The organism is Tumebacillus flagellatus, from assembly GCF_000714935.1.
Lineage (GTDB): Bacteria > Bacillota > Bacilli > Tumebacillales > Tumebacillaceae > Tumebacillus > Tumebacillus flagellatus.
In genome coordinates, this window is sequence record NZ_JMIR01000011.1 from 70,339 (window position 1) to 85,529 (window position 15,191).

Annotated in this window: 13 protein-coding genes; 3 read left to right on the forward strand and 10 right to left on the reverse strand. The window is 60.3% G+C overall.

Annotated elements, in window-relative coordinates; all coding sequences use genetic code 11:
• The first annotated feature begins 142 nt into the window (after window positions 1–142).
• Entirely contained in the window at window positions 143–1,672 is a 1,530-nt protein-coding gene (locus tag EL26_RS09335; RefSeq protein WP_038087262.1) for an aldehyde dehydrogenase family protein, read from the forward strand.
• Between the two features lie 55 nt (window positions 1,673–1,727).
• Here EL26_RS09335 and EL26_RS09340 read toward each other — a convergent pair whose 3' ends face one another.
• From EL26_RS09340 to hutH, 5 genes are all read right to left on the reverse strand, one after another.
• On the reverse strand, window positions 1,728–2,945 hold the full coding sequence (locus tag EL26_RS09340; RefSeq protein WP_038087369.1) for an MFS transporter: 1,218 nt from the start codon (window positions 2,943–2,945) through the stop codon (window positions 1,728–1,730).
• Window positions 2,946–3,149: 204 nt separating this feature from the next.
• Window positions 3,150–4,118, reverse strand: coding sequence for a formimidoylglutamase (gene hutG, locus EL26_RS09345; protein WP_038087265.1), 969 nt, complete (start codon window positions 4,116–4,118; stop codon window positions 3,150–3,152).
• Complete coding sequence (gene hutI / locus EL26_RS09350) at window positions 4,115–5,404, reverse strand: imidazolonepropionase (protein WP_173424615.1); 1,290 nt, start codon at window positions 5,402–5,404, stop codon at window positions 4,115–4,117. Before hutI ends, hutG begins: the two co-directional genes overlap by 4 nt.
• Window positions 5,405–5,445: 41 nt before the next feature.
• A complete protein-coding gene (hutU, locus tag EL26_RS09355; RefSeq protein WP_038087272.1) occupies window positions 5,446–7,113 on the reverse strand; it encodes a urocanate hydratase in 1,668 nt (555 codons plus the stop codon).
• Window positions 7,114–7,163: 50 nt separating this feature from the next.
• Window positions 7,164–8,699, reverse strand: coding sequence for a histidine ammonia-lyase (gene hutH / locus EL26_RS09360; RefSeq protein ID WP_173424614.1), 1,536 nt, complete (start codon window positions 8,697–8,699; stop codon window positions 7,164–7,166).
• Window positions 8,700–8,981: 282 nt separating this feature from the next.
• On the opposite strand from hutH, the gene EL26_RS09365 reads away from it, so the two are divergent.
• On the forward strand, window positions 8,982–9,506 hold the full coding sequence (locus EL26_RS09365; protein ID WP_038087276.1) for a type 1 glutamine amidotransferase domain-containing protein: 525 nt from the start codon (window positions 8,982–8,984) through the stop codon (window positions 9,504–9,506).
• Window positions 9,507–9,615: 109 nt separating this feature from the next.
• On the opposite strand, the gene EL26_RS09370 is transcribed toward EL26_RS09365, so the two are convergent.
• The 4 genes from EL26_RS09370 to EL26_RS09385 form a co-directional block, all read right to left on the reverse strand.
• Window positions 9,616–10,272: a response regulator gene (locus EL26_RS09370; RefSeq protein WP_038087278.1), complete on the reverse strand. Its 657-nt coding sequence runs from the start codon at window positions 10,270–10,272 to the stop codon at window positions 9,616–9,618.
• A complete protein-coding gene (locus tag EL26_RS09375) occupies window positions 10,244–11,329 on the reverse strand; it encodes a sensor histidine kinase (RefSeq protein WP_238546086.1) in 1,086 nt (361 codons plus the stop codon). Before EL26_RS09375 ends, EL26_RS09370 begins: the two co-directional genes overlap by 29 nt.
• Before the next feature lie 24 nt (window positions 11,330–11,353).
• On the reverse strand, window positions 11,354–11,788 hold the full coding sequence (locus tag EL26_RS09380) for a GAF domain-containing protein (protein WP_052036187.1): 435 nt from the start codon (window positions 11,786–11,788) through the stop codon (window positions 11,354–11,356).
• A gap of 157 nt (window positions 11,789–11,945) precedes the next feature.
• The gene (locus tag EL26_RS09385) at window positions 11,946–13,190 is read right to left on the reverse strand and encodes an aminopeptidase P N-terminal domain-containing protein (RefSeq protein ID WP_038087284.1); all 1,245 of its coding nucleotides are present in this window, start codon (window positions 13,188–13,190) and stop codon (window positions 11,946–11,948) included.
• Window positions 13,191–13,300: 110 nt separating this feature from the next.
• Here EL26_RS09385 and EL26_RS09390 point away from each other — a divergent pair, with 110 nt between their 5' ends.
• Window positions 13,301–14,206, forward strand: a complete 906-nt coding sequence (locus EL26_RS09390; RefSeq protein ID WP_052036188.1) for an alpha/beta fold hydrolase — start codon at window positions 13,301–13,303, stop codon at window positions 14,204–14,206.
• 42 nt (window positions 14,207–14,248) lie between these two features.
• Here EL26_RS09390 and EL26_RS23640 read toward each other — a convergent pair whose 3' ends face one another.
• Entirely contained in the window at window positions 14,249–15,187 is a 939-nt protein-coding gene (locus tag EL26_RS23640) for a phosphatase PAP2 family protein (protein ID WP_052036189.1), read from the reverse strand.
• Window positions 15,188–15,191: the final 4 nt, after the last annotated feature.

Genomic DNA, 15,191 nt, shown 5'->3' on the forward strand with positions numbered 1-15,191 from the left:
CGCGAGAAACACATCCGGATCGCTCATGTTCATCTGCAAACGCCCCCTTCTGATGGCTGCACTCGTTGCTAGATGATATGCAAGAGAGGCCGGGATCAAGTACAATGAGCATACCGATGATCGCTTCAAGGAGGAATTTCCCATGAGCACTCTCCCCCAAATCAACCCGGCGACCGGCGAGAAGCTGCCATCCGTTCCGGAATGGACTGCAGACGAAGTCCTCGCCGCGATGGAGCGAGCCCGCGCCGCCGCTCCCGGCTGGGCGTCGACTCCGCTCTCCCAACGCCTGCTGGCGATCAAGCGTCTGCGCGAGTACCTCGCCGACCATGTCGAGGAGATCACCCGCGAGCTCGCTTCGTATACGGGCAAGCTTGAGACGGAAGCGCTGTCTCTGGACATCTTCCCGGTGACCGACATCTTGGCGTATTACGAGAAGCACGCCGAGAAGATTCTCGCGCCGCGACGGGTGAAGACGCCGATTGTGTTTTTTGGGAACCGTTCGTATATCGAGTACAAGCCGATGGGTGTGATCGGCGTGATCGCACCGTGGAATTTCCCGTTCTACCTCTCCGTGACGCCGGTGATCTCCGCGCTGATCGCCGGGAACTGCGCAATCTTGAAGCCGTCGGAAGCCGCCCCGGGCGTCGGTGTGCTGATCGAGCGTTGCTTTCAAGCGATCGGCTTGCCGGACGGCGTGTTCCAAGTGGCGCACGGCGGACGCGAAACGGGCGCGGCGTTGACGGCTGCAAGGCCGGATAAGATCTTCTTCACCGGCAGCGTGGCGACCGGGCGCAAGATCATGGCGGCGGCGGCTGAGCACCTGATTCCCGTGGAGTTGGAACTCGGCGGCAAAGACCCGATGATCGTGTTCTCCGACGCAAACCTGGAGCGCGCCGCCAACGCCGCCGTCTGGGGCGCGTTCACCAACGCCGGCCAAGTCTGCATGTCGGTCGAGCGCGTCTACGTCCAAGAGGAACTCTACCACCCCTTCCTCGCCAAAGTCTTGGAAAAAACCGCCCAACTCCGCCGGGGCGAGGGCTACGGCTCGATGACCTATGCCCCGCAGGTGGAGATCGTGCAAAAGCATCTCGCGGACGCCGTCGCCAAGGGCGCGAAGATCGAGTGCGGCGGACGGGCGGCGAACGACGGGACGCTGTACTTTGAGCCGACCGTGGTTACCGGCGTCGACCACAGCATGCAACTGATGACCGACGAGACGTTCGGCCCGGTGCTGCCGATCATGACGTTTCGCACGGAGGACGAAGCGGTGCGCCTCGCCAACGATTCGGTCTACGGGCTGAACGCGTCGGTGTTCACACTGGACATGGCGAAGGCCGAGCGCGTCGCGAGGCGTCTGGTCTCCGGTGCCGTCTGCATCAACGAAGTGATCACCTCTGTCGCCAACCCGCACTTGCCGTTCGGCGGCGTCAAGCAAAGCGGCATGGGCCGCTACCACGGGCCGATCGGCCTGCACACGTTCTCGCACGAGACGTCGGTGATGGCAAGCCCCGGCAAGAAGCAGCGCGAGATCTCGTGGCATCCCTACTCCCCCGCCCGCGATGAAGCGCTGGTCGGCCTCACCCGCCTGCTCTACGGCGGCAACCGCGCGCAAGGGTTGAAATCGTGGAAAGTGATCCTCCGCGAACTGCTCGGCACGTATAAAAAGTCATGAGAAAAAGGGACTGACCGCAGAAACAGAAGCGGTACAGTCCCTTTTTGCTTGAACTTTATGATTTCAATTCGGCGTTTTCCGTTTTCTTCGGAAGCAATTTGAACAGCGGCAAGATCGCAAGCAAGCCGATCGTGAAGAACACAGCGCCGATCAAGTAGGTGATCGAAAGAGAGGTCAGACCTTTCAACCAGCCCGCCAAACTCATCGAGATCACCATCATCCCGATAAACAGCGGGTTGAGGATGCCGTTGACACGCCCGATGAACGCCTCCTCGGTGGCGTTGAGCATCATCGTGTTGATGCCGATCTGGATGAACGGCATGACGAGCCCGCTCAAGAACTGCGCGGCGAGCGTGATGTAGAGGTTCGTGGAGAAGCCGATTACCGCTACCGTCACCGCCGAGACGACCATGCCGATCGCCAGCATCATCTGCGGCGGAATCTTCTTGCCGATCGTCATCGCCATCCCTCCGCCGACGATCATCGCGACGCCGTTGATCATCAAGAGCCATTGGATGAATTCCTTGGGCTCGCCGAGCAACTCCATGACTACGAACACGCCGAGCGGTTGAATCAACCCGACGGCGAGACCCGCCCCCACGAAGCCGCCCGCCATGCTGCGCAGCACCGGGCGCTGCATGACGTAACGCACGCCCGCTTTCATCTCTTCGCCGAGCGAGGTGGTCGTCGCCTGTTCCTCCAAGCGGTCCGGCGGAAGGAACAGCAGTGTGCCTGCCGAGAGCAAGAACGCAACGCCCATGATCCCGACCGACCAGTGGATGCCGTACGTTTGGTAGACAAACGTGCCAAGCGACGGGCCGATGATCATGAACATCGCAAACATCGTTTGGTACATCGTCATGCCCATCTGAATCTGCTCCGCCGGGACGTGAAGCTTAAACAACTTCATCCCCGACGGCTGCGAAAACTGCGACAGAATCGCCGAGACCAGCGTCGCAAAGAAAATCACTTGCCACGTCCCCGTAAGCAACGTCAACAAGACGACAAACACCGAAATGGCGCTCAAGAAATCGCACCAGACCATCGTACGCTTCGGACGCCAGCGGTCCGCAAATGTCCCCCCGATGAAGGAGAACAGGAAAATCGGCGCAAACTCCGCCACCGAGATCAGCGAAACCGCCGTCGGGTCGTTGTTCGTTTTTTCCATGACGTACAACAACACCGCGAAGTTTCGAACCCAGATGCCGAGCTGCAAGAACAACCCGGACATCAAGATGGCCCGCACAAAGCGATTGCGGAAGAACTCTCCCATGCTTGCTTTGCCCGGTTGCCCCGCACTTCCCGTACCGGAGCTTTCCAGATCTGTACGTTCCACACTTGCACTTTCCATACTGCTGTTGGTACTCAACCTGATCCCCCTCCTCACCTGCATGTCGATCTCTCTCTGATCCTCACTCAGTTTACCAGATGGAGGGAACTTCGCAATCCAACTTGAGACGGAGGAGTTGACTCCGCCCTAAGCCCGCAAACGCTCCGCCAATCCGGCAAGGAACGTCAGCATGAATTGCACGGTCATCCGCGTGGTCAAGTTCCGCACGTCCACCGTCGGATCAAACTCCACGAAGTCGATCCCCTGCACCTGCGGCAACTGTCCCAAGCGATACAGCGCATCGAGTGCGTCCCAAGGGTTCATCCCGCCTGTGCCGACCGCCGGACAGCCCGGCGCGTACGCTTGGTCGATCACATCGACGTCAAACGAAACGAACAGCGCCTCCGTCCCGTCGCCCGCCAATTCCAGCGCTTGGTCGAGCACCGCGTCGATGCCCAGTCGCCGTACATCGCGGGACGTGAAGATGTGCACGCCGTGCCTTTTCACATAGTCGTGATACGCCTTGGAATTCATGAAGCCGCGGATGCCGATCTGCACGATGTGGCGGCCTTCGACCACGCCCGATTCCAGCAGCCCGCGAAACGGCGTGCCGTTGGTGGGGCCGCCGTCTTCGAGGTTGCGCACGTCATGGTGCGCGTCGAAATGGAGGATGCCGATTCTCTTCCCCGGATAGCGGGCGGCAAACGCTTGGATCGACGGACAGGAAGTCGAGTGATCGCCGCCGATGAGGATCGGTACGAGGTGCGGCTGTTGCTCGTACAGCGCCTGCAACCCCTCTTGGATGCGGCGGTGGCACTCGCGGATGTCGGTCGGGTGCATCTGGATGTCGCCCAAGTCGCGGACAGGCAACGTCTGCAGGTCGACGCCGTACTCCAAGCTGTACGTCGTGAACGATTTAAACGCGGCGCGCACGGCGGCCGGCGTCGTCGAAGCACCGGAGTGCGAAATCGACGGTTTGGAGAGCGGCAGGCCGATCAGCCCCGCCTGGATCGCTTCCACACCGTCCCACTGGGTGAGCCAGTGCGCGACTTTGGTTTCCATATGATCGCGAAACGCCGCTTGCTCCGGCGTTTTCAGGAACGGAATCTCGCTCATGCGTTCACCACCCCGCGCTCCCACACGACGACGCGTCCGCTCTTGATCACGCCAAACGTGTGGTTGATGCCGAAGTGATACGGCAGGTACGCCAGATTCGGCGCGTCAAAAATGGCGAGGTCCGCCGCCTTGCCCGCTTCAATCGTCCCGATCTCAAAGCCGCGTCCCAGCGCGTTGGCCGCGTTGATCGTGCAAGCGGTCAAGATCTCTTCCGGTGTCATCTTGAGGTTCAACGACGCAAGCGAGATGATCAACTGCATCGATTCCGTCGGGCTCGAACCGGGGTTGTAGTCGGTGGACAGCGCCACCGGCAGTTCGTACTTGTCGATCATGTCGCGGGCGCGGGCGTGTTGGATCAAGCCGAGGTTGAAAGAAGTCCCCGGCAACAAGACTGGGATCACCCCGGCGTTCGCCATCTCCGCCAACCCTTCATCGGACGCCGCCAACAAGTGCTCCGCCGAAATCGCTCCGACTTCCCCCGCCAATTGCGCCCCGCCGAGCGAGACGATCTCGTCGGCGTGGATTTTCGGGATCAAGCCGTTGCGCTTGCCTTCCATCAAGATACGGCGCGACTGTTCCACGGAAAAAACACCCTGTTCGCAGAACACGTCGCAGAATTCCGCCAAGCCTTCGTCGGTGACGCGCGGGAGCATCTCGTTCACGATCAGGTCGACGAACTCGTCTTCGCGGCCCTTGTACTCCGGAGGTACGGCGTGCGCGCCCATGAACGTCGAGACGAGATCGAGCGGATGCGCTTCGTGGAGGCGTCGAGCGACGCGCAACTGCTTGAGTTCGTCGTCCACCGTCAGGCCGTAGCCGCTTTTCGCTTCGATGGTGGTCACGCCTTGGAGCATCATCTCGTTGAGGCTTTTCAGCGCTTTGGTGTAGAGTTCATCCTCGGTGGCTTTGCGCGTGGCGGTGACGGTGCTGAGGATGCCGCCGCCCATCGCGAGGATTTCCAAGTACGGCACGCCGGAGCGCTTCAACGCCAATTCGTGCTCGCGGGAGCCGCCGTGCACGAGGTGCGTGTGCGGATCGACGAGACCCGGCGTGACGAGACGTCCGCCGGCGTCGACGGAGGTGACGATTTCCGAGCCCGCGCTTTGCAAAGCGTTGCGCACTTCCTCTTCCGTGCCGACGACCGCGATGCGCCCGCCGGCGATAGCGACCGCCGCTTGTTCCATGACCTGAATGTCTTTCATCGCGTTCCCGCCGCGCGGGTGGTTGCCGAGCGGCGTGACGAGCGTGCCGATGTTATGAAGCAGAACATCGACGCGGTGGGGGATTTTTTTCATGAGGGTCCCTGCCTTTCTGTTTCGTGGGCGTTCTACGCTTGGTCGCGCATCGGGATGCGGACGCCGTGCTTTTCTGCCGATTCAATCGCTTCGTCGTATCCGGCGTCGACGTGGCGGATGATGCCCATGCCCGGGTCGGACGTCAGCACCGCTTGCAGGCGCTCGGCCGCAGCGTCAGTGCCGTCCGCGACGACGACCATGCCCGCATGCAGCGAATAGCCCATGCCCACGCCGCCGCCGTGGTGGACGGAGACCCAAGAAGCGCCCGCCGACGTGTTGATCAGCGCGTTGAGGATCGCCCAGTCGCCGACCGCGTCGGAGCCGTCCTTCATCGCTTCCGTTTCACGGTTCGGGGACGCGACGGAACCGCAGTCGAGGTGGTCGCGGCCGATGACGATCGGGGCTTTCAGTTCACCGTTTTTCACCATCTCGTTGATCGCGAGGCCGAATTTGGCGCGTTCGCCGTAGCCGAGCCAGCAGATGCGCGCCGGGAGACCTTGGAACGCGACGCGCTCGCCCGCCATCGTGATCCAGCGGCGCAGGTGGTCGTTCTCCGGGAAGAGCTTCAGCACGAGTTCGTCCGTTTTGCGAATGTCTTCCGGGTCGCCGGAGAGCGCCGCCCAGCGGAACGGGCCTTTGCCTTCGCAGAACAGCGGGCGGATGTACGCCGGAACGAAGCCCGGGAAGTTGAACGCGTCCTCCACCCCTTCGTCAAACGCCACTTGGCGGATGTTGTTGCCGTAGTCGAACACGACGGAGCCCATCTTCTGCAGGTCGAGCATCGCTTGGACATGCTTCGCCATGCTGGCTTTGGACAGTTGGACGTAACGCTCCGGGTCGGACGTGCGCAGTTCAGCCGCTTGCTCAAGCGTATAGCCCGCCGGGATGTAGCCGACCAACGGATCGTGCGCGGAAGTTTGATCGGTGACGAAGTCCGGTTTGATCCCGCGGTCGACAAACTCCGGGAAGATCTCCGCCGCGTTGCCGAGCAGCCCGATGGAGAGCGCCTTGCCCGCTTGTTTTGCTTCGTCTGCCAGTTTCAGCGCTTCGTCCAGCGTTTCCGCCAGCACGTCGCAGTAGCGGTGCTGGATGCGGCGCTCAATGCGGGTGCGGTCGACTTCCACGGCGATGACCACGCCGTCGTTCATCGTGACCGCCAGCGGTTGCGCGCCGCCCATGCCGCCAAGTCCGGCGGTGAGCGTCAACGTGCCGCGAAGCGTGCCGCCGCTGTGTTGGCGCGCCGCTTCGGCGAACGTTTCATAGGTGCCTTGCAAGATGCCTTGCGTGCCGATGTAAATCCAAGAGCCCGCGGTCATCTGGCCGTACATCATCAGCCCTTTTTGCTCCAGTTCGCGGAAGTGCTCCCAGTTCGCCCACGCCGGGACGAGCACGGAGTTCGACAGCAGGACGCGCGGCGCTCTTTCGTGCGTTTTGAACACACCGACCGGCTTGCCCGATTGCACCAGCAGGGTTTCGTCGCTTTCCAGACGCTGCAGTTCGCGCACGATCGCGTCGTAGGACGGCCAGTTGCGCGCCGCTTTGCCGATGCCGCCGTAGACGACGAGGTCTTCCGGACGTTCCGCGACTTCCGGGTCGAGGTTGTTCATCAGCATGCGCATCGCAGCTTCTTGCACCCAGCCTTTGCAGTGCAGGTCGGTGCCGCGCGGAGCGCGGATGGTGCGTTTTTGTTCGGTGGTCATAAGAGATTCCTCCTTGGGAGTTGGATGATGCGGGTTGGGTTGTTTTTTTCTTAAAAAAGCGGGCCGCTGATGCGTTCGACTTCCGCCTGCCAGCGGCCGAGCAGGAGCTCTTGCGCCACTCGCTCGATGTCAGCGCTGGTGGAGCGGTCGGTGAGCACAGGCGGCACGACGGCGCGTACTTGGTCGTAGAGTTTGCGGGTGGCGGGCGCGAGGCCGTCCGCTCCGACGAACTCAGCCGCTTCGGCGGCGCAAATCAATTCGATGGCGAGCACTTTCGCGGTGTTCGCCACGACCAGATCGGCGTGGCGGGCGGCGGTGGTGCCCATCGAGACGTGATCTTCTTGGTTGGCGGACGACGGGATGGAGTCGACGCTGGCGGGATGAGCCAGCACTTTGTTCTCCGAGACCAGCGACGCCGCGACGTATTGCGGAATCATCATGCCCGAGGCGATGCCGGGGTTGTGGCTGAGAAACGCGGGCAATGCAGAGAGCGCCGGGTTGACGAGGCGCTCCGTGCGCCGCTCGGCGATGTTGGCGAGTTCCGCCACGCCGATTTTGAGAAAGTCCATCGCAAACGCGATCGGCTGCCCGTGGAAGTTGCCGCCGGAGATGACTTTGCCCTGCTCCGTGAAGAGCAGCGGGTTGTCGGTGGCGGCGTTGATTTCGATGTCGAGCTTCTCGCCCGTGTACTTCAGCACTTGGCGCGTCGCGCCGTGCACTTGCGGCAAGCAGCGCAGCGAGTACGCGTCCTGCACGCGGATTTCGCCCGGCTCGGTCGTCAAGCGGCTCCCCGCAAGCAGCGCGCGCAAGTTCGCCGCCACGCCGATCTGTTCCGGGTACGGGCGCACGAGGTGCACGTCCTCGTCAAACGCCGCCGGGATGCCGCGCAGCACTTCGGTGGTCAACGCCGCGATCATGTCGGCCGCCTTCGCCAAGCGAAGCGCTTTCACGTAGGCGAGCGTGCCGATGGAAGTCATCGCTTGCGTGCCGTTGATCAGCGCGAGCCCTTCCTTGGCTTGCAGCGTAATCGGCGTAAGTCCCGCTTTGGCGAGGGCTGCGTCCGCCGGGAGACGCTCTCCTTGGTAATACGCCTCCCCTTCGCCCATGAGAACCAGCGCGAGGTGCGAGAGCGGCGCGAGGTCGCCGCTTGCGCCAAGCGAGCCCTGCGACGGCACGACAGGGTGCACGCCGTGGTTCAAGCAGTCGATCAGCAGTTGCAGCGTCTCCGGTCGGATGCCGGAGTAGCCCTTCACCAGCGCATTGGCGCGGAGCATCATCAAAGCGCGCACGGTCGGTTCGGGGAGCGGTTCGCCTACCGCGCAGGCATGGCTGCGAATCAAGTTCGCTTGCAGCTCTTCAGCGTCCTGCGGCGAGATGTGCACATCGCTGAACTTGCCGAATCCGGTCGTCACGCCATAGACGACCTTGCCGGACGCCACCAAGTCCTCCACCATCCGGCGGCATTCCGCCACTCGTACCCAAGTCTCGTCGCCGACGGTGACCTTGGCTCCTTCCCAAGCGACGCGCGCGACCTCATCGGCCGTCACCGTCGCTCCGTTCAGCTCCACATCTTGAATGTTGATCATCATGTCTTTCCCCTTTCTTGCTTTAGCAAAAGAAAGGGACTGGGCGGAAGTCCTTGCTTCCACTCAGTCCCTTTGAAAAAAGAATCGCGTATGCGGTTGTCCGGTATTCAAATGCCGATGCCCGTGCAAATGGCTTCCGATGCAGTTCCTCATCGCGATCCCTCACTTTTGTAAGATTTGATAGTTCTTGAATATTCACATTCTCGCTGATCGGTTCCGTTCTTGTCAAGGTTGTATGGTAAAGTGGTAGTATGCAGAAATCCATTGCAGGGAGGTTTTTCGATGCGTTTGCAAGGCAAGAACGTGATTCAGTTGGTCGAGCATGAGTTTGAAGATTTGGAACTGTGGTACCCGGTGCTGCGTTTGCGCGAAGAGGGCGCAACGGTACATATCGTCGGGCCGAAAGCCAGGGAGACGTACACAGGCAAGTACGGCGTGCCGATTCAGTCCGACTTCGCGCATGAAGACGTGCAGGCGGCCGATTACGACGGCATCCTCGTGCCAGGCGGCTGGGCACCGGATAAGATTCGCCGCTATCCGGAAGCGCTGCAGCTCGTGCGCGAGATGCACGAAGCGAAGAAGCCGATCGGGCAGATTTGCCACGCGGGGTGGGTGTTGATCTCCGCGAAGATTCTGCAAGGGGTCAACGTCACGTCCACCCCCGGCATTCGCGACGACATGGAGAACGCCGGCGCGATCTGGTTCGACGAGCCGGTCGTCGTCGACGGGCACATCATCTCCTCCCGCCGCCCGCCGGATTTGCCGCCGTATGCGAAGGCGTTTGCCGACGCGCTGGCTGGAGAGTAAGACGACCCGCACGAAAAAGCCCTTCGCACATGCAAAGGGCTTTTGCTTTTTTCCGCGCAAAAAAACAACCGAGCTCCACGGGGAACTCGGGTTGGTTGTCGGTTCATTTTTATTCGAAATCGAGCAAGCCCTTCTTGAGCGCATAACGCACCAGTTCCGGGCGGGTCTTCATGTGCAGTTTCTCCATGATCTTCGCTTTGTGCGACTCGACCGTTTTGACGGAGACGATCAGCTTCTCGGCGATCTCCTTGTTCGCGTAGCCCTTGGCGATCAGCACGAGGATCTCTTGCTCGCGGTCGGTGAGCACTTGAAAGCGCTCCACGTCCTCGCCGCGGTGCACGCGCTGCAGAAATTCCGAAATCAGCGACTTGGTCGCGCTCGGATGCAGATACGCCGCACCGGAATGAATGGTGCGGATGGCGTTCAGCAGGTCGTTGTCCGGAGCGCTTTTCAACAGATACCCCGACGCGCCCGCTTGCAGGAGCCGGAACAAGTATTCCTCGTCGTCGTGCATGGTCAAAATGAGGATGTCGATCTCCGGCGCCGCTTCTTTGAGCCGCGTCGTCGCCGACAAACCGTTCTCTCCCGGCGGCATGCTGAGGTCCATCAGCACGATGTCCGGACGCAGTTCAAGCGCTTTGTCAAACGCTTCTCCTCCGTCCGCAGCCGTCCCGATCACGTCCATGTCCGGCTGGTTGTTCAACAGCATCGAAAGTCCGGAACGAACGATGGCGTGATCATCCGCGATCAGCAATCGGATGGACATAGCGCGGACCTCCTTTCTCGTCGAGCGGCACGACGACATGGATTTTCGTTCCCTGTCCCGGTGCCGCTTCTATCGTCAACGTGCCGCCTAAGAGCGTCACGCGTTCCCGCATTCCGTATAACCCCAATCCGGTGCCTTGCACCTTGAGGTGCTGGGGATCAAATCCGACCCCGTGGTCTTCAATACACACTTCCACCCCGTCGGGTTGGTCCGCCAACCGCAGGGTGATCGAATCGGTGTCGGCGTACTTCGCCGCGTTGGTCATCGCTTCTTGGGCGATGCGGTACAGCGCGGTCTCCACCGCAGAATCATACCGGCGGCGCTGACCGCCGATTTCAAATGTGGTGAGGATGCCGAACGTCTGCTCAAAGCGCTTCGAATACGAACGCAACGCCGCCGCCAGCCCGAGATCGTCGAGTGCGGACGGACGCAGTTCCACAGACAGGCTCTTGACCTCTTCCAGCGTCCGCGCCGTCAACTGCTGCACTTCGTCCAGGTGCTGTCTCATGTCGTGATTGAGATCCAGTTGGTTGATGACGCGAAGTCCGACCATGATCGAGTACAGCGCTTGTCCGATCCCGTCGTGCAAGTCGCGGGAGATGCGTTTGCGCTCTTCCTCTTGGGCTTGGATGACATAGTTGGTCAACTGGCGCTGGTGACGCTCCCGTTCGGCGCGCTGCATCTCCGAGTTGTCCCGCAAAATCACCGCGAGGGCACCCAGGCCCCCGTCTTCCGGCAAGCGCGTGGAAGATCCCGCCACCGCGATGTCTTCGCCCGATTTGGTGTGCAGATGAATCTGGAACGACGGCATCCGCAAGCGAGAGGCGAAGCAATCGATGCAAGACGATTCCTCTTGGCACGTTGCCATCCCGCGGCACAAATCGCAGAGTGACTTTTTCCCCAACACTTCCTCTGCCATCCAGCCGGACATCCGTTCAAACGCCGGATTGACGCCGATCACGTCTCCTTTGCCATCGACGACGAGGATCGCATCGGTCACATTCTTGAACAGCGTTTCCATAAATCGAGCCGTCTCGTTCAGCATTCGAAACCCCAAAGATCCGCACTCCCCTCCGTGAATCTACACTTCACTATACACCGAGCCCAAACGTTCCGCCAGCCCGATTGCAGCGTCCACGTCAGAGGAAGAAAAGGTGCGGGGTGTGCGAGACGCCATCAGCAAAACACCGCGCACGCGCGAGCCGCACAACACCGGCACCGCCACGGCGCAACAAAGCCCCTCCGCCAATAATATCGGGTATTCCCGAGGATCATCGCCCGCTCTGGGCGTGATGCCCTCCACCGAAACCGGACGTCCAAGCGAGAAGACGCGCCCTGCGATGCCTTTGCCCGGACGCAACACGATGCGCTTGAAGCGGTCGTTGCGGTTGCCGGAAGCGTACGCCCAACGAATCTGCCCGCCTCCTTCTGGAAGCGCCAGTGCCAAGAAATCGGCGACCACTTCCGCGCGAATTCCGTCCAGTGCCTCTTGGATCTGCTCCTCCAGCCGGATCACAACCATCCCTCCCTTAGTATGACAACTCTTATGTCTTGCATTATACAGAGTTGCGCGGGAGAAAAAACGTAGGGAATTCCCCGATTTTGTTAGAGGCGAATCAAGAAAAAAGAAGCCCCGGTCAGCCCGGAGCTTTATTTCGCATTGGATCTGGAAGTTAGCGAGCCATGAACGCTTCGATCTCTTCGACCGTTTTGAGGATTTGCGGAGAGAGGACTTCGCAGCCGTCTTCAGTGACGAGCACGTCGTCTTCGATGCGGATGCCGATCTTCTCTGCCGCGACGTACAGACCCGGTTCCACGGTCAGCACATGGCCGGGCTTCAGCACGAGGTCGCGGTAGTTGCCGACATCATGGGTGTCGAGGCCGAGGTGGTGCGACACGCCGTGGTAGTAGTAGTCCGGAAGTTCGGACGCGTCTTGGATCAGGCCGATGCGGATGCACTCTTCGGAGAGCACGCGCTTGGTGATCTCGTTGAGCTCGGAAAACTTCACGCCCGGCTTGATTGCGTCGATGACGGCGAGTTCCGCTTTGAGAACGGTGTTATACAGTTCCTTCTGGCGGTCGGTGAACTTACCGCTTTTCGGAATGACGCGGGAGATGTCCGCTTTGTAGAACTCAAATTCCGCCCCGAGGTCCACTTGCACGAGGTCTTCGCCGCCGATGCGGGAGTTGTTTTCCGCGTAGTGCAACACGGTGGCGTTGCCGCCCGCCGCGACGATGGAGTGGAACGCCGTTTCGCGCACGCCTTGCGAGTGCAGGGCGAAGTTGAAGTGCGCTTCCAGTTCGAATTCCGTTTCGCATTCGTGCGCGTGCTGCATCATGCGGCGGATGCCGGCGTCGGTCAACTCGATCGCTTTCTTGATCTTCTCCACTTCTTCCGGCGCTTTGATCGTGCGCAGTTCGCAGATTGCCGGGTAGATGTTGTGCAGTTGCAGGTGCGGGTAGCGGGTCTTCACGTCTTGCGCGAACAGGTTGGCGCGGGTCGGCACGGCGTTGAAGCCGCGGCGTTCCAGGTCCAGCGCGAGCACGTGGACATCGCCGCTATGTAAGAGACGGTTGAATGCGTTTTCGAATTCGTCGAGGTAGGAAACGGTCGCGATGCCGGTCAGTTCCTTCGCTTCCTCTGCGGTCAGCATCTTGCCTTCCCACTTCTCCAGCACCGGATCGACGCGCTGGATGAACAGGCGTTCGTCGACTTTTCCGTCGATTTTGATGAAAGCGAGGATCAGATGCTCTTTGGTCAGCCCCGTGAGGTAGTAGAAATTGCGATTCGGCGTGAACGCGTAGCGGTCATCCGCCGACTTCTGCGGCGCTTCGCCTGCAAAGAACAACGTGACCGAAGCGTCCGGCAAAACTTCATGAAGATTCTTACGGTTGCGTGCAAAAAATTCGGTGTGCATGTCTGTCTCCCCTTTTCCAGTGACTGAGTTCATTGTACCCCACCCCCAGAAAAAAGGAAACGGATGCCGTCCTCTCGAACCTAGATTCTCAGAAGAGGAGGTTGGACACGATGATCGAAACGATTCAAATTCGCGGCAAAGGCTTGTATGTGGAAGTCTCCGGGCCTGAAGACGCGCCGCCGCTTTTGTTCTTGCACGGAGGGCCGGGCGGCTCCGGCTGTTACGAATTTCTGGAAGCGCAGCGGGAGCGGCTGTCGAAGAGCGTCCGCTTGCTTGCGTTTGACCAGCGCGGGGTGTTGCGCTCGGAAGCGTTGACGGAAGCGGACTCTTGCACGTTGGAAGACTTGGTGGAGGATTGCGAAGGCTTGCGCAACCACTTCGGCTATGAGCGGTGGTCGGTGCTCGGCCATTCGTTCGGCGGTTTCGTGGCGACCGCCTACGCGCATCAACATCCGACGTCGGTGGAGAAACTGGTGCTGGACTGCCCGGCGCTTGATTTCAACCTCAGCGCGATTTATATGTTGGAAAAATCGGCGGTCGAGTTTGAAAAGCTGGGCGATGGAGAGCGTGCGGCCCAAGCGCGGGCGTTGGTAGCGGCGGACCTCTCCGCGCAGGAGCGCTTCAACCAAATGGTGACGCTCTCTCTGGAATTGAAAGAGCATCGCGACAATCTCTATTGGTACCGTCCGGTGCCGGGGTATTTCGGAAAGATGATTGACGAATCCGGCATTGCCGAGGAAAACTGGAAGCGCACGAGTGCGCACGTGGAAAAAATCACCGCAGACCCGCGGCTCTTCGAGTCGCTCCTGCCGCTGTTGCCCGACTTGCGCTGCCCCGTCTTGCTCGTGCGCGGTGAGAGCGATTCGATCACCTGCGACGTGCAAGCGGGTGCCGTGCTGCGCGATGTACAAGGTTCCGAGCAGATCATCATCGAACAAGCCGGGCATGTTCCCGCCGTCGAGCAAGCGGACCGCTTTGCGGAAGTCGTGACGAAATTTTTACTTAATCTCTACTAAAAAAAGTCGGGGTGCGTCCCCCGACTTTTTTTGTTGCGTTTTTTAGTTGTTGTTCGTCGATTTGGCAGCGGCCATCTGGGCTTGTGCTTCTCCGACGGAGACCTCCGGGAGTTTCTCCCACGCGAGGTTCTCGAATTTCTCTGTGAAGCGGGCAAACCACTTCGCGTTGACGATCCAGTCTGCCAGTTTGACGCACAGGAACGCAAACGCCATCCCCGCAAACACATCGATCACCCAGTGGATTTTCAAGTAGAGGGTGGCGACGATGATCGACGCACAGTACGTGACGATCACCGACTTGTACCAGCGGCTCTTCTCGCGCAACGCCAGCAGGATCGCGGCCGACGCAATCGACGTGTGCATGCTCGGGAAGCAGTTCCACGCGGTGGTGTACGCTTGCTCCGGCGACATCATGCGGTGCAGGAGGTCCGGCGTGCCCTGCACGAACCAGACTTCCTGCAACAGAATCGTGTTGTAAAACGGCAAGATCAACGGCACTTGCAAGAGATAGCCCGCCAGTGCATAGAGGGCGATCTTCTTCACGTCTTTGGTGAAGAAAGCGCGGATGACGCAAATCCAGTACGACAGCGTGAACCCGTACATGTACACCCAGCTGAAGTACTTCGTCAACCACTCCGGCTGCCAAAAGCGCATGAAGAACCCGTCGTTGAACGGAATCGAGTTAAACGCCGCATTCCAATCAAACGCTCGCTTGATGCTATGGAATTGCCACTGCACGACGCGGTCCCACATCGGACCGCCGTTTTGGTAAATCAGATAGAACACCGTCAACGCGACGAGACCGGCCGGCAAGAACTTCTCCCAGGACAAGTCCTTCATGTCCTTGCGCGTCCCGATCAGCGCCAGCACCAATACCCCCAAACAAGCCCAGCCCCAGCTGGAAACTTGAAAGATCAGGTACAGAAGAACAGCGGTCAGAGCGATCAGCAGCGGCATTTTGTAGGTTTTCAAAACAAACATCTTC